Below are 19,647 nucleotides of genomic sequence, written 5' to 3'. Positions count from 1 at the left end.
GTTGTTCTTGTCGATCAATCCTGCCACAGCACGGCTTCGCCACGCTCGCTCCAGGTTTGAAAACTCCCGCCATAGGTGGCTTCGATCACATTGCGCTTGATCTTCAGGGTCGGGGTCAGAAAGCCGTTCTCCACGGCCCAGTTGTCCTTGACCACCACTAGCCGATGCAAACGCTCGTGTTTGTCCAGACTGCCGTTGACCTGAACCAGGAGACTTTCCAGGCTGCTGTGCAGCCCTTCCCGGGAGCTGCCGCCAGCAGCCTGCAAGCCGGCCGCCGAAAGCACACACAACCCCAGGGGCGCGCTCAAGCCATCGCCCACCACACACACCTGCTCGATATGGGCATGCACCGCCAGGCGATTCTCGATGGGGGCCGGGGCCACATACTTGCCCTTGCTGGTCTTGAAGATTTCCTTGAGCCGGCCAGTCAGGCGCAAATTGCCGGCAGCATCCTGCTCCCCCTTGTCCCCCGTGCGCAAAAAACCATCCTCGGTGATGGTTTCCGCCGTTTTCTGCGGGTCCTTGTAATACCCCAGCATGGTGGCCCCGCTGCGCACCTGGACCTCCCCCGCCTCATCGATACGCACTTCGACCTCCGGGCAGGGCCGGCCGATCCAGCCCGGAACATGCTCCCCGGACCGCCCGATATGGGAATAACCGCAGCTTTCGGTCATGCCGTAAACCTCCAGCACGTCCAGGCCCAGGCGGCGATACCAATGCAACAGGGTCTGGGGTACCGGCGCCGCGCCCGACAAGGCCACGCGCAATGCGTCTAGCCCCAATCCGGCCAGCACCTTGTGACCGACGCGCCTGCCGATAAAAGGCAGGCCCAAAAGAAAATCCAGACGCTTGGCCGGCACCTTGCTGTACACCCCCATCTGGAACTTGGTCCAGATCCGCGGCACGCCAAACAGTGCAGTGGGCCGGGCCCGCTGCAGGTCAATCAGGAAAGTGTCGAGGCTTTCGGCAAAGAACACGGTCTGCCCGGTGTAGATCGCCGCCATCTCGACGAACATGCGTTCGGCCACATGACACAACGGCAGGTAGGACAGCAACCGATCCTCGGGGCCCAGGCCGAAAAGCCCGACGCCGTGGCTGGCGGCAAAGCCCAGGTTGCCGAAACTGTGCATCACGCCCTTGGGCAGGCCGGTGGTGCCGGAGGTGTAGATGATGGTGGCCAGTTGATCCGCAGGCGGGCAAGGGCTATCCGCCAGGGGCTCGCTACGCTGCACCTGTTCCCAGTCGAAATCGAAATGCCCCTCGGGGCCCAGCGGCAGACGGATGGTGGGCAACCCGGGCTTCAACCCCGGGGCCATGCCCGGCCAGTCATCAAGCTTGCCGATGAATGCCAGGGCCGACTCGGAGTGCTCCAGCACCTGGGCCACCGAATCGGCTGTGAGGTTGGGATACAGCGGCACCGACACATGCCCGGCCATCCAGATCGCCAGGTCGCTGATGATCCAGTGCGCGGAGTTCTTGCCAATGATTGCAATGTGGCTGCCAGGAGCCAGCTGCCGTTCCCGTAGCCACTGGGCGGCACGACGGGCCTGCTGGCCGACGTCGAACCAGCTCAACGTCTGCACCTGCCCTCCGGCGCTGGGCTGCACCAGGAAACGTTGCTGGGGATGACGAGCTTCGCGCTCGTAGAACACTTGCAGCGGCAAACGAAAAGCAGCAGCCATGACTCGCTCCTTTGTTTTTATTCTGTTCGCGACACCAACCAAGCACTTGCTTGGCTGACTATTCCACGCACAAAGGAGCGCTGCAAGTTAAGAAATGTAGCGGATCACGACCCGATACCGAGCGGGGGCAAAAGGTCATGACGGCCAGGGGATTCCCTGGCCGCCGCCAGCATCAAGGGTGCTTGACGCCGTTAAGGGTCATCAGCCCCGCCAGAGGCCAGTCGCCTTCCAGCTCCGCCAGGCTGGCGGTGTTCATGGGCTGGGGATCACGCAGATGGCCATGCTGCAACAGGCCGATCAGGCTACCCACCAGGGGTTGATGGCTGACCAGCAGCAGATTGTCCGCACCGTCCAGTTGCTGCAGCACCTGCAGCGGATTGGCCTCCGGCGTCAGCCAGGGCACGGTGCGGATCTCTGCTTCGAACCCCAGGGCCTCACGTACCAGCTGGGCCGTTTGCTGGGCTCGTACATAAGGGCTGGCGATGATTGCGCTGATGGGCTGGCCAATCAGTTGCGCGGCGCTGCCCAGCACTTCCTCACGGCCGTGGGCGGTGAGATTGCGCTGGGCATCGGTGGGCGCGTGGGATTCGGCCTGGCCATGGCGCAGGACCCACAGTTTCACAGCTTGGGCTCCTCATCGCGCACCGGATGGGGGGCTGGCGGCACGCTATGGGGAGCCTCCCCTTCAGGTGCTCGTGGGGTTGGCCAATCCGAGAACGGCCAGGGTTTCTGTTCGGTATGGAAGCTGCCGAAACGGCCGATCTGAGCCAGGAACTGGCTCAGGCTGTCACCGAAGTTCATCAGGCCGGCATTGGGAGCGCCGTAGATCAACCGATAAACAAGCTGCACCAGGACCAGGGCACCAAGGAGAAACTGCGCCACCTGCCACACCATCACGAACACCAGCATCCACAGCACGCGCAGGAGGATGGATTCGTATTTGGCTTCGGAATTCGTATCGTTCATGTCTGGCTCCTGTGCTACTCAGTTGAATCCGCTGGTGGAGATAAAATCGACGTCGGTTTTCGGCTCGCCGCGCATCAAGAGCTCGATCACCTGATTAAGCGTACGCCCTTCGAACAGGATCGCATGCAGGCCGGCTACCAGCGGCATGTAGACCCCCAACTCCTGAGCCTTGACCTTGAGCACCTTGAGGGTGTTAACGCCCTCCGCCACTTCGCCAAGACGCGTCACCGCCTCTTCCAGGCTCAGGCCCTGGCCCAGGGCAAAGCCCACCTGATAGTTGCGGCTCTTGGGCGAGGAACAGGTGACGATCAGGTCACCGACACCCGCCAGACCGAGAAAGGTCATGGGATTGGCACCCTGGCTCACGGCAAAGCGGGTCATTTCCGCCAGCGCGCGGGTAATCAGCATGCTCTTGGTGTTTTCCCCCATGCCCAGGGCCACCGCCATGCCGGCGATGATCGCGTAGACGTTCTTCAGCGCTCCGCCCAGCTCCACGCCAAAGCGGTCAGCACTGGCATAGACGCGGAACGTCCGGCCATGCAACACAGCCTGGACCTGCTGGCACAGTTCTTCGTCTTCGCTGGCGACCACGGTGGCGGTCAGGGCGTGCTCGGCCACTTCGCGGGCCAGATTGGGCCCAGAGAGCACGCCGATCCGCGCTTGCGGGGCGATATCCTCGAGGATCTCGCTCATCAGTTTGAAGGTCTGGGCCTCGATGCCCTTGGTCAGGCTGACCAGCATCTTGCCGCTCAACAGTTGTGCGTGGGGGGCCAGTACCGAGCGCAGGGCGCTGGAAGGCAAGGCGACAAAGCACAGGTCACTGTCATTCAGGGTGGCCAGCAGATCGGTGACCGGCTCCACTGCCGGATGAATCTTGATGCCCTTGAGATAGCGCGGATTCTCGCGATTGACCCGAATGGCCTCGGCCTGTTCGGGGTCACGCATCCACTGCCGCACCGGGTGACCGTTCTCGGCCAGCAGATTGGCCACGGCGGTACCAAAACTTCCGCCTCCCAGGACCGCAATAGGGCGCTGTTGTGTCATATGCAATCCGTTTATCCATAGCAGTGGCGATGGCGGCATTATACGGGGCGGTTTCCCCACCACCAGCCCCAGCGGCCATTCAGACGATCTGTCGGGAACGGGTGGACTCATTCGGGGAATGTCGGGCTTATCGACTGGAAAACTCGACTGTCTCGGTTAACATGCGCGCCATCTTTCAAGATTCAAGGCTGTGCCGTGTCCATTGGCCCCTCACCTCTTCGTCTGTCGCTGCTGCTGGGCATGTTGTTCGGCTACCCAGTGCTGGCCGACGATTTGTTCATGGATGGCAGCGCCCTGCCCGAGGTCCTCACCGCCACGCGCCTGAAGCAATCCCCAGCCGCCGTCCCCGGCAGCATGACGGTGCTCGACAATGAACTGATCAAGGCCAGCGGCGCGCGGGACATCAGCGAACTGCTGCGCCTGGTGCCGGGGATGATGGTCGGCGCCATCAGCGGCAATCAGGCCACGGTCAACTACCACGGCACCAACGCCAGCGAAGCCCGGCGCATGCAGGTACTGATCGATGGGCGCTCGGTGTATCGCGCAGGTCTGGCCACGGTGGACTGGAGCGATATTCCGGTAGCCATGGAAGACATCGAGCGCATCGAAGTGTTTCGCGGCCCCAACACCGTCAGCTACGGCGCCAACGCACTGATGGCGGTGGTCAACATCATTACCCGCTCACCCGCCAACAGCCACGGCACGCGCTTCAAGGTGACCAGGGGCCAGCGCGGTATCAACGACTGGTACGCCAGCCAGGGCACCGGCTGGGAAAGCGGCGACCTGCGGCTGTCGTTGTCGGGGCAGGAAGACGATGGCTTCGACAGCCGCCTCGACGGTTCGGACTACCGCGACAGCAGGCGCTTGAATCGCGTCAGTCTGTCGGTGAGCCAGATGCTCAATGAACAGCAGAGCATCGATTGGCAATTGAACGCCAAGGAAGGCACCAACCAGCGACCTTATACCTACAAGCCGGTGTTCTATGGCGTGTCCCAACAGGGCAACAACTCCGATGTGGTGGCCAAGGACTACGCCGGGTCACTGCGCTGGAACCTGGAACTCAATCCGCAGCACAGCCTTTATGTCCAGGGCTCGGCCCAGCACTGGGATCGCCAGCAGACTTGGCGCGCCTGTGACGCGGCGATTTCCTTCAGCCCCGAGCTGACCCGCCTGTGGCAAATCAATCCGAATTACGCCGAGCGCCTGGCGCGCGGCATCAAAGGTTTCAGCGATGCCGGTGCCCCGCCCCCGGGATCTCCCGCCGAGCAGGCCATAGCCCAGCAGGTCCTCACCCAGTGGAACGCCGGCGGCAAGCAAACCGTCTGCGGCAATATCGACCAGAGCGCCCGGGAGACCCGCTACGACCTGGAGTTGCAGGACACCCTGAGCCTCAGCGATAACCTGCGGCTGGTCAGCGGCATGAACTATCGTTACGACCGGGCCGACTCCGAAACCTACTTCAACGGCACCCTCGACGACACCACCTGGCGCCTGTTCGGCCAGTTGGAGTGGCGGGCCAGCGAACACTGGCTGATCCAGGGCGGGGCTATGTACGAAGACACCCAGCTGACCGGCAACTCGCTGACGCCACGGATCGCCGTCAACTACCTGATCAACCCGCGCCACGGGCTGCGCGCGGTGTATTCGGAAGCCATCCGCTCTGCGGACATGTTCGAGAACAACGTCAACTGGAGCTACCGGGTCACCGGTCTGAGCGCTCCGGTCTACGGCCAGAACAGCGCCCAGTACTTCGTCAGGACCCGTGGCCCCGGCAATCTTGACCAAGAGCACATGCGCTCTCGGGAGCTGGGCTACAACGGCTATTTCAGCGACCAGGCACTGAATCTGGACATCAAGCTGTTCTACGACGAAATCAGCGGAATGATCAGCGAACCGCTGCGCAACAACCAGTACATCGCCAGCAACAACAATTCGGCGCGCTTCTCCGGCACCGAGGGCCAGCTGGACTGGCAACTGAGCCGCGCCGACCGCCTGCGCCTGACCTACGCCTATGTCCACGCGCAAGCCAGCAATCGCCTGGACCAGCACCTGACCGCCAGCAACAGCGGTTCTGCCGGCTGGCTGCGCAATTGGGGCCAGGGCTGGTCCAGCGCCCTCTTCTACTATGGTGACAACGCCCTCAACGGCTACCGCTTCCAGCGCATCGACACCCGCATTGCCAAGCGCCTGGCCCTGGGCAAGGCCAGCCTGGAACTGGCAGGCACGCTGCAACAGCGGCTTGACCATGAGCCCACCACCTTCGCCGACAACCTCTACGACTCACGGCACGTGGCCTACCTCAGTGCCGAGCTGGAGTTCTAGCATGGGCCAGCGCGGGCCCTGGAAGGCCCTGGGCATTCATCGCTGTCTCGGTATCTGCCTGATCCTCCTGGGCATGCTGCTGGCGACTCCGCTGCGGGCAGCCGACGTGTTGCTGACCGCCAGTGAAGGCAGCGACAGCGTGCGCACCTTCACCGAGGAACTGGCCACCCAGCGGCCTCAGGACCAGGTGCGCTTCGTGCCCTTGGCACAACTGCCGGCACCGAGCCAACTGCCCGCAGCCACGCGCCTGATCCTGCTGGACCCGCAAAGCCTCGACTGGCGCCTGCAAGACCCGCAAGGGCCGGCCACCCTGGTCCTGCGGATCAGCCGCCTGCAGGCCCAGCAGCGCCTGCAAGGCGCGCCTCACCCCAAACTCAGCCTGCTCTGGAGCGACCCGCCCTTGAGCCGCCAACTGCGGCTGATCCACAAGGTGCTGCCCCAAGTGCGCCGGATCGGCGTGCTGTACAGCGAGGACAGCCAGTTCCTGCTCAGGGAACTGCGCGACGCAGCGCAATCCATGGAAATGGAAATCGTCGCCGAACCCTGGGACAGCACCAATGACAGCCGTCCGCTGCAAAACCTGTTGCGCAACAGCCAGGTGCTGCTGGGCCTGGACGACCCCAAGCTGTACAACCCGAAAACCGTGAAGAACCTGCTGCTGAGCAGCTACGCCCGGCAACAGGCGCTGATCGGGCCCAATGCCGGCTTCGTCAGGGCCGGCAGCCTGGCCAGCACCTACAGCGACCAGCAGGACTGGCTGCAGACCCTGGACAGCCTGCTGGATCAAGCACCAGCCCACTGGCCCAGGGAGCTGTACCCGGCGGCCTTCAAAGTACTGAGCAATCCACAGGTGGCACGCTCCCTGGGCATCGAGGAAATCGACCCGCAAGCCGTCGCGCACCAGTTGAGTGAAGGAGAGAAACGCCCATGACATTGCGTCGCCGGTGGGATATCCAGACCCGCACTCAGCTCATCAGCCTGGGCCCGGCCCTGCTCCTGACTCTGCTGCTGATCAGCTTTTTCACCTTCGTGCGCCTCCAGGATCTGCGCCAGGAGTTGAACCATACCGGCCAACTGATCGCCAACCAGTTGGCCCCGGCCACTGAGTACGGGGTGATCTCCGGCAACAACGAGGGCCTGGAAAGCCTGTTGCAAGCCACTCTGGCCACGCCTCATGTGCACTTTCTGGAAGTCCAGGACAGTGCCAACAACATCCTGGTGTATGTCGAGCAGCCGTCCGCCAGTCACAACCATGCCCAGCAGATCAAGGTCTTCCAGGCGCCGGTGCGCTTGCAGCGCATTCAGGTGCACAACGACTTTCTGCAGAATGATCCCGCCAGCCTGAGCCCCCAGGGCGACGGTTACCTGGGGCGGGTCATTGTCGGCATGTCCAATGACGCCTTCAGCCAGCGTCAACAGGAAATCCTCCTCAAGGCCGGGATTCTCGCCCTGTTCGCCCTGCTCTTCACCTTCTTCCTGGCCCGACGCCTGGCGGCCGGCCTGGCGCAACCCATCAGCGCCATGGGCCACGCGGTGAAGGCGATTCAGGAAGGCGACTTCAAGACGCCGCTGCCGATTGTCGACGACGGCGAGCTGGGCAATCTGGCGCGACATATCAACAACCTCGCCGCCGGCCTGGAACTGGCTAGCCGTGAGCAGCAACAGGCAATGTCACAACTGATCCAGACCCGGGAAGATGCCGAGCGGGCGAACAAGGCCAAATCGGACTTCCTGGCGATGATGAGCCATGAGCTGCGTACCCCGATGAACGGCGTACTGGGGATGCTGCAATTGCTGGAAACCACCGAGATGACCCAAGAGCAGAGCGAGTACGCGGCACTGGCCTCGGAGTCCACCGAGCACCTGCTGAAGGTGATCAATGACATCCTCGACTTCTCGCGCATCGAACGCTCGGCCCTGGAGCTGGAACACATTCCGTTCAACCTCGCCGAGTTGATCAGCAGCTGCGCCCAGGCCTTCCAGCACAGCGCATTGCAACGAGGCCTGGACCTGCAACTGCGGCTGCCGCCGGGCATGGAGTCGCTGCAGGTCAAGGGCGACCCGACGCGAATCCGCCAGATCCTGGTCAACCTGATCGGCAACGCGCTGAAGTTCACCGAACAAGGCAGCGTCACCATCGAACCCCAGTGGCAGGCCCTGGATCACGAACTCCTGTGGTTCACCTGCTCGGTGCGCGACAGCGGGATCGGCATCAGCCCGGCCAGCCTGGAGCTGATGTTCGATGCATTCCAGCAGGCCGACAGCTCGATTTCCCGACGCTACGGCGGCACGGGCCTGGGCCTGCCTATCGCCCGGACCCTGGCTGAACGCATGGGCGGCACCCTGCGGGCCCAGAGCGAGGAAGGCCAGGGCTCGGTGTTCACCCTGGAAATCCCCCTGGCGCTGTTTCAGCAAAGCCTGCCCGTGCTGGCGCCGCGAGTGAACACCGCCGCTCACCAGGGCGAAGGCCGCAACGTGCTACTGGTGGAGGACAACCCGGTGAACCAGACCGTGATCCAGGCCATGTTGCGCAGCCTGGGCTTCACCGTCAGCATCGTCACCGACGGCGCCCAGGCGGTACGCAGCGCCGAAAGCCTGATTTTCGAGGCCATTCTGATGGACTGCCGACTGCCACTGGTCGACGGCTACGAAGCCACCCGGCAGATCCGCCAACTGCCCGGCTGCGCTGATTTACCGATCATCGCCCTGACCGCCAACGCCTTGCAGGGCGACCGTGAGGCCTGCCTGGCGGCGGGCATGAACGACTACCTGGCCAAGCCGTTCAAGCGGGCTGATCTGCAGCAAATTCTCCAACGTTGGGTGCAGTAACAGGCTATTTTCCAACAGGTGCGACTGGCGTGACGGGCGAAAGTGCGGCAGTCTTAGGCACCCGACGGGCCCCGAAAAGGCCCTCAAAAAAAATTTCAGTGCACAAGTGTACATTCATGCCCTTTGCGCTGTGACTTTCACTACAACGCAATAGTCTATGAGTAGGCTGCCGGCTCGAGGCATGAACGCTTCGATCGGCCGGGAAGATTGCCCAACCCTGCCGCACGGGACTATTGAGGAGCTCGCATGACCAAACAAAACGCCTTTACTCGGGAAGACCTGCTGCGCTGCAGTCGCGGTGAGCTGTTCGGCCCAGGTAACGCGCAACTGCCCGCCCCCAACATGCTGATGGTGGATCGCATCACCCATATCAGCGAAGAGGGTGGCAAGTACGGTAAAGGTGAATTGGTCGCTGAGCTGGATATCACTCCAGACCTGTGGTTCTTCGCTTGCCACTTCGAAGGCGATCCGGTGATGCCGGGCTGCCTGGGCCTGGATGCCATGTGGCAACTGGTCGGTTTTTTCCTCGGCTGGCAAGGCCTGCCGGGCCGCGGCCGCGCCCTGGGTTCGGGGGAAGTGAAATTCTTCGGCCAGGTACTGCCGACCGCGAAAAAAGTCACCTATAACATTCACATCAAGCGCGTGCTCAAGGGCAAGCTGAACATGGCCATCGCCGATGGTTCGGTCAGCGTTGACGGCCGCGAAATCTATACCGCCGAAGGCCTCCGGGTCGGCGTGTTTACCTCAACTGACAACTTCTAAGGGTTATCCGCATGCGCCGCGTCGTTATCACTGGTCTGGGCATTGTTTCGTGCCTGGGCAATGACAAAGAGACCGTCTCCGCTAACCTGCGTGCAAGTCGCCCTGGCATCCGCTTCAACCCGGAATATGCCGAAATGGGTCTGCGTAGCCAGGTTTCCGGCTCCATTGACCTGAATCTTGAAGAACTGATCGATCGCAAGATCTATCGCTTCGTCGGCCACGCAGCGGCTTACGCCTACCTGGCCATGAAAGACGCCATCGCCGACTCCGGCCTGAGCGAAGAGCAAGTGTCCAACCCCCGCACCGGCCTGATCGCCGGCTCCGGCGGCGCTTCGACCCTGAACCAGATGGAAGCACTGGACATCCTGCGCGAGAAAGGCGTCAAGCGCGTTGGCCCGTACCGTGTAACGCGGACCATGAGCAGCACCGTTTCCGCCTGCCTGGCCACGCCGTTCAAGATCAAGGGCCTGAACTACTCCATCGCTTCTGCCTGCGCCACCAGTGCTCACTGCATCGGTACCGCCATGGAACAGATCCAGATGGGCAAGCAGGACATCGTCTTCGCCGGTGGCGGTGAAGAAGAGCACTGGACCCAGTCGTTCCTGTTCGACGCCATGGGCGCCCTGTCCACCCAGTACAACGAAACCCCGGAAAAAGCCTCCCGCGCCTATGACGCCAAGCGTGACGGTTTCGTCATCGCCGGCGGTGGCGGCATGGTGGTGGTCGAGGAGCTGGAACACGCTCTGGCCCGTGGCGCGAAGATCTACGCGGAAATCGTCGGCTACGGCGCCACTTCCGATGGCTACGACATGGTGGCTCCAAGCGGCGAAGGCGCAATCCGCTGCATGCAGATGGCCATGTCCACCGTCGACGCACCGATCGACTACCTGAACACCCACGGCACCTCGACTCCGGTCGGCGACGTTGCCGAGATGAAGGGCGTGCGTGAAGTGTTCGGCGACAAGGCTCCAGCCATCAGCTCCACCAAGAGCCTGTCGGGTCACTCCCTGGGCGCCGCCGGCGTTCACGAAGCGATCTACTGCATGCTGATGATGGAAGGCAACTTCATGGCCGGTTCGGCCAACATCGACGAGCTGGACCCGGAAGTGGCCGACATGCCGATCCTGACCAAGACTCGCGAAGACGCCACCATCAACACCGTGATGAGCAACAGCTTCGGCTTCGGTGGCACCAACGCTACCCTGGTGCTGAAACGCTGGCAGGGCAAGTAAGCCCCGCCGCTTCGCCGAATGAAAAAGCCCCGACTGGTTCGGGGCTTTTTTTCGCCTGGCGTTCGCCGGTAAGCCGACGCCCAAGCAACCTGCACGAGCCTGCTTGCCAGCGAAAGTGCCTCACACCGAGAAACGCGCCACCATGGTGTTCAGATCCACCGCCAGCCGCGACAGCTCCTGGCTGGCGGCGCTGGTCTGGTTGGCCCCCGCCGAGGTCTGCAGCGCCAGATCGCGGATGTTCATCAGATTGCGATCCACTTCCCGCGCCACCGCGGCCTGCTGCTCCGAGGCACTGGCAATCACGATATTGCGCTCGTTGATCAGGGTGAAGGCCGAAGCGATTTCCTCCAGCGCCTGACCTGCCGCCTTGGCCACTTCCAGGGTCGAGCGGGCCCGGCTGTTGCTGTGCTGCATGGAACTGACCGCCTGGTCGGTGCCTTGCTGGATCCCGCCAATCATCTGCTCGATTTCCTGGGTCGACTGCTGAGTCCGATGGGCCAGGGCCCGCACTTCGTCCGCCACCACGGCAAACCCGCGCCCGGCATCCCCGGCTCGCGCAGCCTCGATGGCCGCGTTCAGTGCCAGCAGGTTGGTCTGTTCGGCGATGGAGCGAATCACATCCAGCACCTTGCTGATGCCATAGACCTTCTGTGCCAGGTCTTCCACCTGGCTGGCATTGGTCGTCACATCCTCGGCCAGCAACTCGATGGAGAGCACCGTCTGATGCACCTGCTCACGCCCATGCTGGGCGATCCGGTCCGACTCCCGAGAGGCTTCGGAGGTGGCCACGGCATTGCTGGCCACCTCCTCCACCGCGGCGGTCATCTGATTCACCGCAGTGGCCGCCTGCTCGATTTCCAGGCTCTGCTGATGCAGGCCCCGGGTCGCATCCTCGGTCACGCAACTGAGCTCTTCCGAGGCGGAGGCCAACTGGCTGGAAGAGTCGGAAATGCGCCGGATGGTTTCCCGCAGGCTGTGCTGCATGGCCTTGAGCGCCTGCAACAGTCGCGCCGGTTCATCCTTGCCAACCACCGTGATGTCACCCGTCAGGTCGCCGCCGGCCACCACCTCGGCGACACTCAGGGACTGGGCCAGGGGCAGGACGATGCTGCGGGTCAGCAACAATGCCAGGCCAATGGTCACCAGCGCCGCCACCGCGATCATGCCCACCACCCAGACCCGCGACTTGCTGAACACGGCCTGGGCCAGGTCCGTGGCCTGGGTCGCGCTCTGCTTGTTCAACTCGACCAGTTCATGCAGGGTCGCCGCCATGTCATCGGCCAATTGATTCATTTCGCCATTGACCACCTTGATCGCCTCTTCCAGCTGGTTCTGGCTGGAAAAGGCCATGACCTGGGCCTGGCGCTGCAGGTACTGCTTCTCAATGGCCTTGAAACGATCGAACAGGACCCGTTCCTGGGGCAGCACGATCAATGACTCATAGCGCCCCTGGGCAACACCCAGGCCAGTCTTGATGTCGTTGATCTTTTTTTCGTTCTGGACAATCGCTTGCGGGTCGCGATTGATCAGTAGACGCAGGGTCAGGGCACGGATGCGCAGCAGGTCCTGACTCATGTCACCGACGAACATGACGCTGGGCAGCCAATTGCTTTCCACTTCATCGGACTGCTGGCGCATATTGGCCATCTGCATCAGGGCGAATGCCCCGAGGGCAAACACCATCAGCGCCAGCAAGCCGAAACCCAGGCCTGCGCGCGGCGCGATATTGAGACTTCTAAGGCTCATTCCTCTGGCTCCTTCCTAGAGCGCTGCAAGAACTTGCAGCAGGGTGCTCTTAGACGGTATCGGGCCGTTGGAAAATTGCGTAAGACAAAAACGTGATATCAAAACGCCCTAGCACTCCAATACTTGGGCGTAAAACGATTCAGCGCACAGAAAATCGCTGTTCTGCCAACAAACGGTCGCCCTGAAAGACCATGAAGTGCCATTCGCCGGGCACCACTTCATGGTTCTCCGTGAATTCGTAGGCCATCACATCCTGAGGAGCATTGGGTACCAGTTTCTGGGTGATCTCGAACTTGTCGTGGCGCGCCCCGTCCGGGGTACGGATGCCCGGAGTCAGGTAGAGCAGAGTCAGGGGCTGATCCTCGGCCACCTTGCCCAGCAACTGGTAACGCATACCGAACTTGGTCCCCAGCTTGGCGGGCACCACCGAGGTTTGCTGGATCTTCTCGTTGCTGCGGCGCAGCACCCGCTCCCCCGATTGCAGCTCGGCCTTGGGCCCTTCGAACACGCCGTATTCCACCGGTCCTTCAACACGGACTTCGGCACTGGCCAGGCCAGTGAAGATCATCAGCGCCGCCAATGCGCTTAAACGAGTGAGGTGCATATCGCGCTCCTTGATTGAGATGGCGCGAGCTTATGAAGCAGGCGTGACAGGCTGATGACAGACTGGGGCCTGCTAAGGGCGACTTTTGGCGGGAAGGATGGCGAGGAAATTGTCATGGGCCACCTTGCGCGCCACCTCCTCCGGCAAGGCATCAAGGAAGACATCGAAGCTGTGCAGCTCGCGCCCCAGCTTGTTGAAGCGCCCGACCACATCCGAACCGAGCATGAAGCGCTCCGGGAAGCGCTCCACCAACTGCAGCCAGGCCTGGCTGGGATTGCCCTGCTCATCCAGCAGATAGGGCGTGAGCAGGCTCCAGGACAGGTCGATGTACAGATTGGGGTAGCTCTCCAGCAGCCGCGTCAGTGTCGGCAGCAAGAATTCCAGGCGGGTCTGGTGACGATGGATCTCGGCGCTGGTGCCAGCGTGGGCCCAAATAAAGCGCGTATGGGGGTGATTGCGCAGCGGCTCTTCGATTTCTGCCAGGTACAGCGGGTTGCGTTCGCGCTTGGAGGTGATGTTGGAATGCAGCATGACCGGCAGGTCGTTCTCCGCCGCCAGGTGATAGACCTTGGTCATCGCCTCGTTGTTGGCCCGTGGCGTGTCTCCGGCAGTCAAGGCCGTGAGGTCGTCATGGCGGGTGAAGACCTCACCGATGCCCTGCCACAGCCCCGGATCAAGGTCGAGCATGCGCTGGATATGCGCCGCGGAGTTCTTGTCATTGGGATTGAAACCGGACAGGAAGGGATGAAAACGCTGACGCTGCTCAGGGGGCAGTTGCTTAACCGCAGCCGCCACCAGCACGTCGGTGGCGCTGTACCAATAGGCATCAGCATCATCACCGGCGTAATAGCGTGGACGCTTGGGTTCATCCTCGTGCCATTTCTTGGCCACCGGAATGCCGGAAATCATCACCTGTTCAATACGGTTGTCAGCCATGGCCTTGAGCAACGCATCCATGCCGGCGGATTCCTGGAAGAAGTCCACGTAATGCAAGTGAGCATCGCTGTAGCGGTAATCCCGTGCCTGGGCCGCCACGCCGGGCAGCAGCATCAGCAACGCTCCAAGGCAGGTTCCGTATAAATGATTCCAGTACACCGCAGCGTCTCCAAAGGGTTGCAGCCGGGTAGACCCTGCACCCCAGCAGCAGGTTCAGAAAAAAGGGGAACGCCTGTGCCTCCCCATGCTCTATAACTTCAGCACCTTTACAGCCTGATCCGATATTCATCACTGCCTGAGGTTTGCCATGACCATTACCGTCAATACCGAGTCCAGCGAAGGTTTCCGCCACAGCATCCAGGTGGATGACCACCAGTTGTTCACCGACCTGCCCCAGTACGCCGGTGGCGAAGGCACCGCCCCCGAGCCCCATGACTACTTCGATGCCGCCCTGGGGGCCTGCAAGGCCCTGACCCTGAAGCTCTATGCGCAGAAGAAGAACATCCCGCTGACCGGGGTCACGGTGGAGCTCAAGCACGACAACAGCCAGGAGCCGCAAGGCAAATACGCCCTGCATGTAAAGCTGACCCTCAAGGGCGTGCTCACCGATGCCCAGCGTGATGAGCTGCACCGGGTGGCCGACCGTTGCCCGATCCACAAGCTGATGACCACCAGCGAAGTCAGCATCGAGACCCACCTCTCCGAAGGCGCCTTCAGCCAATAGCGGCAAGGCTGGCACACGCGGGTTATGCTCCCAGGCATAACCCGATCAGCCTGGAATCCGCCATGAACTCACCCCTCGTGATCCGTCCCCGTGCCGAGGACGTTGAAGGCCAGCCCATCCTCCGCCCCCTGCCTTCGGCCCAGTGCCGCAGTGTCGGGCCTTTCGTGTTCTTCGACCATATGCTGGAAACCCGCTACCCGCCGGGCAAGGGCATGAATATCCGCCAACATCCGCATATCGGCCTGTCCACCCTGACCTACCTGTTCGCCGGGCAGATCCAGCACAAGGACAGCCTGGGCTCCGACCAGATCGTGGAGGCCGGAGACGTCAGCTGGATGACCGCCGGCAGCGCCATCGCCCATGTCGAACGCACGCCAGCCCCCTTGCTGGCCCAGGGGTTCGCCATGCACGGCCTGCAGGTCTGGCTGGCCTCGCCCCAAGAGCAGGAGCAAGGCCCGGGGCATTACAGCCATCACCCGGCCAGCAGCCTGCCGGTGAGCGACAACCTGGGGGTGAGCATCCGCATGATCGCCGGCAGCGGCTTCTGCCTGGAATCGCCGGTGCCGGTACTCTCCCCCACCCTGTACGCCGAACTGCGACTGCAGACCGCCACCAGCCTGCTGATTCCCACCGAGCACCCGCAGCGCGCGCTGTATGTACTGGACGGCGAGGCACAACTGGACGGCGAGCCTTTGCCCGTGCACGCGCTAGTGGTATTGCCGGAGGGGGAGAACGCCACACTGTTCGCCGAAAGCGATTGTCACGCAGTGCTGATCGGCGGCGCGCCCCTGGACGGTCCGCGCCGGATCAATTGGAACTTCGTGGCCAGCGATCCGGCGCGTATCGAGGAGGCGCGCCAACGCTGGGCGGCCGGGGATTGGCCGCAGGTGCCAGGAGAAAGCGAGCGCATCGAATTGCCACCCGCCCGCCACTGATCGCTAGGAGCCGACTTGCCGGCGAACAGGCCCGTGAGTCTGGCGTTGCTCTCACTGACGCCTTCGCTGGCTAGCCAGCTCCGGAATCAGAGGCGGCGGGTCAGCCGCAGAAAACTTCGTCCAGCAGGTAATGCATGGTGGCGAAGGCCCGCGCCGAGGTCTTGGCGTCGTACATCATCTTGCCCGGTACATTGGCGTGGGTATCGGTGAAGGAATGCACCGCACCGCCATAGCTGACCAGTTGCCAGTCCACACCCGCCGCATCCATTTCCGCCTCGAAGGCCGGCAGTTGCTCCTTAGCCACTAACGGGTCCGCCGCACCGTGCAGTACCAGTACCGAACCCTTGATATTGTTCGCGTCGCTAGGGTTGGGGGTGTCCAGGGTGCCGTGGAACGACACCGCCGCCTTCACTGGCGCGCCACTGCGGGCCAGCTCCAGGGCGCAGCAGCCGCCAAAGCAGAAACCGAAGGTGGCCAGCCTGGAAGTGTCCACCGCTGCTTCGCCCTGACTCTGCAAGGCCGCAAAGGCCGCCTGCATGCGCTTGCGCAACAACGCCCGGTCATCCTTGAGCGGCATCATCGCGGCCCCGGCCTCACTGGCATCGCTGGGACGCAGCGACTGGCCATACAGATCAGCGATCAGTACCACGTAGCCCTTGGCCGCCACCGCCTCGGCGATCTTCTCCGCGCCGGCGCTGACGCCCATCCAGTTCGGCGCCATCAGCAACCCCGGGCGCGCGCCTTGATGGGCGGCATCGAAGGCCAGTCGACCTTCATAGGGCTGGCCATCGATCTGATAGACCACGGAACGCACTGTGATTTGACTCATGACTCAGCTTCTCCAGTAGAGGGACACCAGAATGAAAAAACCCGCCGAAGCGGGTTTTTCTTGCAACGTGGTTAAACCGACAGTTCAACCAGCAGCTTGTTCAGTCGGCGCACATAGGCCGCCGGGTCTTTCAAGCTGTCACCGGCCGCCAGGGCCGCCTGATCGAAGAGGATATGCGACAGGTCGCCAAAGCGCTCTTCGCTCTGCTCACCGTCGAGTTTCTCGATCAGCGGGTGAGTCGGGTTGAACTCGAAGATCGGCTTGGAATCCGGAACCTTCTGCCCGCTGGCTTCAAGGATCTGGCGCATTTGCAGCCCCAGGTCCTGCTCGCCGATGGCCAGGATCGCCGGGGAGTCGGTCAGGCGGTGGGAAACCCGCACTTCGCTGACGCTCTCGCCCAGGGCGGTCTTGATCCGCTCCACCAGGCCTTCCTTGGTCTTGGCGACTTCCTCGGCAGCCTTCTTGTCCTCTTCCGAGTCCAGGTTGCCCAGGTCCAGGTCACCACGCGCCACGTCGACAAAGCTCTTGCCGTCGAATTCGTTGAGGTAGCTCATCAGCCACTCGTCGATACGGTCGGTGAGCAGCAGCACTTCGATGCCTTTCTTGCGGAAGACTTCCAGATGCGGGCTGTTCTTCACCTGAGCGTAGGATTCGCCGGTGAGGAAGTAGATCTTGTCCTGACCTTCCTTGGCGCGAGCCAGGTAGTCGGCCAGGGATACTGTCTGCTCGCCGTCGTCGCCCTGAGTGGACGCGAAGCGCAGCAGGCCGGCGATCTTTTCCTTGTTGGCGAAGTCTTCGGCCGGGCCTTCCTTCATCACCTGGCCAAAGTTCTTCCAGAAGCCCTTGTATTGCTCTGGCTCGTTCTTCGCCAGTTTTTCCAGCATGTCGAGGACGCGCTTGGTCAGTGCCGATTTCATCGAATCGATGATCGGGTCTTTCTGCAGGATTTCCCGCGAGACGTTCAGCGACAGGTCGTTGGAATCCACCACGCCCTTGATAAAGCGCAGGTACAGCGGCAGGAAGGACTCAGCCTGATCCATGACGAACACGCGCTGCACGTAGAGCTTGAGGCCCTTCGGCGCTTCACGCTGGTACAGATCGAACGGTGCACGGGCCGGCACGTAGAGCAGCGAGCTGTACTCCAGCTTGCCTTCGACCTTGTTGTGGCTCCAGCTCAGCGGGTTCTCGAAGTCATGGGCAATATGCTTGTAGAACTCCTGGTATTCCTCGTCCTTGATCTCGGTACGCGGACGGGTCCACAGGGCACTGGCGCGGTTGACGGTTTCCCACTCCAACGCCGGTTTCTCTTCGCCTTCGGCGGCAGCGACTTCTTTGGGCAACTCGATCGGCAGCGCGATGTGGTCGGAGTACTTCTTGATGATGTTGCGCAGGCGCCAGCCATCGGCGAACTCGTCTTCACCGGATTTGAGGTGCAGGACGATGCGGGTACCGCGCTCGGCCTTGTCGAGGGTCGCCACTTCGAACTCGCCTTCGCCCTTGGACGACCAGTGCACGCCTTCGCTGGCCGGCAGGCCGGCACGACGGCTGAACACTTCAACCTGGTCGGCAACGATGAACGCGGAGTAGAAACCCACGCCGAACTGACCGATCAGGTGCGAGTCCTTCTTCTGGTCGCCGGTGAGGTTCTTCATGAAATCGGCAGTGCCGGACTTGGCGATGGTCCCCAGGTGAGTGATGACATCTTCACGGCTCATGCCGATACCGTTGTCTTCGAGGGTGACGGTTTTCGCGTCCTTGTCGAAGCTCACACGGATTTTCAGTTCGGCGCCACCTTCCAGCAACTCAGGCTTGGACAGGGCTTCGAAACGCAATTTGTCGACGGCGTCAGAGGCGTTCGAGATCAATTCGCGAAGGAAGATTTCCTTGTTGGAATACAACGAATGGATCATGAGGTGCAGCAGTTGCTTCACCTCGGTCTGGAAGCCCAGGGTTTCCTTTTGAGTTTCCACACTCATGGTCATCAAACTCCAATCAGATGGCTGTGGTCGCGCTCCGGAAGCGGAGAGCGGCGGGATGACATGGAAGTGGGGGTAGCTGACTGGATTTCAAGGGGCGAGACTCTCTTCAATCTTGAAATGTGCCCGGGCGGTAGCAATTGGCTCGTCGGCGGTGCTCTGCCAGGCCGTGATGGCGACGTTGGCCACCCTCCTCCCCTGCCGCCACACCTGGCAGCGAGCGAAGGTGTCACGAAACTGTCCGGCACGCAGGTAGTCGAGGGAAAAATCGATGATCTTCGGCACGCCGGGCGAGCCGGTGAGAATCAGCAAATGCAGGGCTGCCGCCAGCTCCATGAAACCGGCGATCACTCCACCGTGCAGGGCCGGCAGCAGAGGATTGCCGATATTGTCCTTATTGGCCGGCAGGCGAAACAGCAGCTCATCCCCCAGCGGCGTGCACTCGATGCCGATCAATCTGGCGTAGGGAATCTGCTCCAGCAACGCGGCGTAATCGCCCTGCTGACGAGCCTGCTCCAATAACCCTGCAAGACCCACGCTCATGCCCGCTCTCCCTTGATGGAGCCGGCAAACCCACGACTGCCCTTGAGCCCCTTGCCCATGCGCATGAAGGTACCGACCACGTGCGCCACGGGGCGTTCGGGATCGTCCTGATAGGCAAAGCCACGGGTGAAGATCACGTCAGTGGTGACCCGGTAACACTGGGCAAAGCCGTGCACGTCATGATGAGGCATCGCCGGATGCATATAGTCTATGCGCAGGTCCAGGGTCGGACACACTTCGAACTCCGGCAGCACACAAAGCGTGGCCATGCCGCAGGCGCTGTCCATCAGCGTGGTCAGGGCGCCGCCATGAATGATCCCGGTTTGCGGGTCACCGACAATCTGCGGGCTGTAGGGCAAGGTCAGAGTCATGCCTTCCACCGAGGCGCTGTGTACCCTGATATCCAGCACCTGACAGTGGCGCAGAGCGGAAAGAAAGCGCGTCGCACGCTCGAAAATTGGGTTCTGCACCATGGCTTATGCCTCTTGTTATTGTCAGGAATGTGCATTGAATGAAG

At 62.1% G+C, this 19,647-nt stretch carries 18 protein-coding genes and 1 pseudogene; 7 read left to right on the top strand and 12 right to left on the bottom strand.

Annotated elements, in window-relative coordinates; all coding sequences use genetic code 11:
* Positions 1-14 precede the first annotated feature (14 nt).
* From LOY69_RS08755 to LOY69_RS08740, 4 genes are all read right to left on the bottom strand, one after another.
* A complete protein-coding gene (locus LOY69_RS08755) occupies positions 15-1,682 on the bottom strand; it encodes an AMP-binding protein (protein ID WP_265074387.1) in 1,668 nt (555 codons plus the stop codon).
* Between the two features lie 172 nt (positions 1,683-1,854).
* Positions 1,855-2,304, bottom strand: a complete 450-nt coding sequence (sixA, locus tag LOY69_RS08750; RefSeq protein ID WP_265074386.1) for a phosphohistidine phosphatase SixA — start codon at positions 2,302-2,304, stop codon at positions 1,855-1,857.
* Positions 2,301-2,648 carry a DUF4389 domain-containing protein gene (locus LOY69_RS08745; RefSeq protein WP_102863952.1) on the bottom strand — a complete coding sequence of 116 codons (348 nt, stop codon included), beginning with the start codon at positions 2,646-2,648 and terminating at the stop codon, positions 2,301-2,303. The genes sixA and LOY69_RS08745 overlap by 4 nt, the downstream gene beginning before the upstream one ends.
* 18 nt (positions 2,649-2,666) lie before the next feature.
* Complete coding sequence (locus LOY69_RS08740; RefSeq protein WP_102878901.1) at positions 2,667-3,692, bottom strand: NAD(P)H-dependent glycerol-3-phosphate dehydrogenase; 1,026 nt, start codon at positions 3,690-3,692, stop codon at positions 2,667-2,669.
* 195 nt (positions 3,693-3,887) lie between these two features.
* Here LOY69_RS08740 and LOY69_RS08735 point away from each other — a divergent pair, with 195 nt between their 5' ends.
* The 5 genes from LOY69_RS08735 (at position 3,888) to fabB (ending at position 10,837) form a co-directional block, all read left to right on the top strand.
* The gene (locus tag LOY69_RS08735) at positions 3,888-6,014 is read left to right on the top strand and encodes a TonB-dependent receptor plug domain-containing protein (protein ID WP_265074385.1); all 2,127 of its coding nucleotides are present in this window, start codon (positions 3,888-3,890) and stop codon (positions 6,012-6,014) included.
* Position 6,015: 1 nt separating this feature from the next.
* Positions 6,016-6,945 carry an ABC transporter substrate-binding protein gene (locus LOY69_RS08730; protein ID WP_265074384.1) on the top strand — a complete coding sequence of 310 codons (930 nt, stop codon included), beginning with the start codon at positions 6,016-6,018 and terminating at the stop codon, positions 6,943-6,945.
* Positions 6,942-8,843 (top strand): ATP-binding protein, encoded by a 1,902-nt coding sequence (locus LOY69_RS08725; protein ID WP_102878898.1) that lies wholly within the window; start codon positions 6,942-6,944, stop codon positions 8,841-8,843. Before LOY69_RS08730 ends, LOY69_RS08725 begins: the two co-directional genes overlap by 4 nt.
* 246 nt (positions 8,844-9,089) lie before the next feature.
* Positions 9,090-9,605, top strand: coding sequence for a 3-hydroxyacyl-[acyl-carrier-protein] dehydratase FabA (fabA, locus tag LOY69_RS08720; RefSeq protein WP_011060067.1), 516 nt, complete (start codon positions 9,090-9,092; stop codon positions 9,603-9,605).
* Positions 9,606-9,616: 11 nt separating this feature from the next.
* Complete coding sequence (gene fabB, locus LOY69_RS08715) at positions 9,617-10,837, top strand: beta-ketoacyl-ACP synthase I (RefSeq protein WP_047302756.1); 1,221 nt, start codon at positions 9,617-9,619, stop codon at positions 10,835-10,837.
* 120 nt (positions 10,838-10,957) lie between these two features.
* Here fabB and LOY69_RS30515 read toward each other — a convergent pair whose 3' ends face one another.
* From LOY69_RS30515 to LOY69_RS08700, 4 genes and pseudogenes are all read right to left on the bottom strand, one after another.
* Positions 10,958-11,821: a methyl-accepting chemotaxis protein gene (locus LOY69_RS30515; RefSeq protein ID WP_372342471.1), complete on the bottom strand. Its 864-nt coding sequence runs from the start codon at positions 11,819-11,821 to the stop codon at positions 10,958-10,960.
* Positions 11,813-12,583, bottom strand: a pseudogene (locus LOY69_RS30510) (MCP four helix bundle domain-containing protein); the annotation flags it as partial. The gene LOY69_RS30515 and the pseudogene LOY69_RS30510, both read right to left, overlap by 9 nt.
* Positions 12,584-12,722: 139 nt before the next feature.
* The gene (locus LOY69_RS08705; RefSeq protein WP_102863958.1) at positions 12,723-13,187 is read right to left on the bottom strand and encodes a DUF3859 domain-containing protein; all 465 of its coding nucleotides are present in this window, start codon (positions 13,185-13,187) and stop codon (positions 12,723-12,725) included.
* Positions 13,188-13,259: 72 nt separating this feature from the next.
* On the bottom strand, positions 13,260-14,237 hold the full coding sequence (locus LOY69_RS08700; RefSeq protein WP_110595180.1) for an amidohydrolase family protein: 978 nt from the start codon (positions 14,235-14,237) through the stop codon (positions 13,260-13,262).
* Positions 14,238-14,430: 193 nt separating this feature from the next.
* Between LOY69_RS08700 and LOY69_RS08695 the strand changes: the two genes are divergently transcribed.
* Positions 14,431-14,847: an OsmC family protein gene (locus tag LOY69_RS08695; protein ID WP_102878895.1), complete on the top strand. Its 417-nt coding sequence runs from the start codon at positions 14,431-14,433 to the stop codon at positions 14,845-14,847.
* A gap of 62 nt (positions 14,848-14,909) precedes the next feature.
* The gene (locus tag LOY69_RS08690; protein ID WP_110595179.1) at positions 14,910-15,782 is read left to right on the top strand and encodes a pirin family protein; all 873 of its coding nucleotides are present in this window, start codon (positions 14,910-14,912) and stop codon (positions 15,780-15,782) included.
* 100 nt (positions 15,783-15,882) lie between these two features.
* On the opposite strand, the gene LOY69_RS08685 is transcribed toward LOY69_RS08690, so the two are convergent.
* The 4 genes from LOY69_RS08685 to LOY69_RS08670 form a co-directional block, all read right to left on the bottom strand.
* Positions 15,883-16,611, bottom strand: a complete 729-nt coding sequence (locus LOY69_RS08685; RefSeq protein ID WP_110595178.1) for a dienelactone hydrolase family protein — start codon at positions 16,609-16,611, stop codon at positions 15,883-15,885.
* 71 nt (positions 16,612-16,682) lie between these two features.
* Positions 16,683-18,587, bottom strand: a complete 1,905-nt coding sequence (gene htpG / locus LOY69_RS08680; protein ID WP_265074383.1) for a molecular chaperone HtpG — start codon at positions 18,585-18,587, stop codon at positions 16,683-16,685.
* 90 nt (positions 18,588-18,677) lie between these two features.
* Positions 18,678-19,130, bottom strand: coding sequence for a PaaI family thioesterase (locus tag LOY69_RS08675; protein ID WP_115581881.1), 453 nt, complete (start codon positions 19,128-19,130; stop codon positions 18,678-18,680).
* The gene (locus LOY69_RS08670) at positions 19,127-19,603 is read right to left on the bottom strand and encodes a PaaI family thioesterase (protein ID WP_102863964.1); all 477 of its coding nucleotides are present in this window, start codon (positions 19,601-19,603) and stop codon (positions 19,127-19,129) included. Before LOY69_RS08670 ends, LOY69_RS08675 begins: the two co-directional genes overlap by 4 nt.
* Positions 19,604-19,647 lie beyond the last annotated feature (44 nt).

It is taken from the genome of Pseudomonas sp. B21-059, assembly GCF_026016285.1.
GTDB classification, from domain to species: Bacteria; Pseudomonadota; Gammaproteobacteria; order Pseudomonadales; family Pseudomonadaceae; genus Aquipseudomonas; species Aquipseudomonas danubii.
The sequence above is the reverse complement of the archived record's forward strand: the minus strand, read 5'-3'. Positions and strand labels throughout refer to the sequence as shown.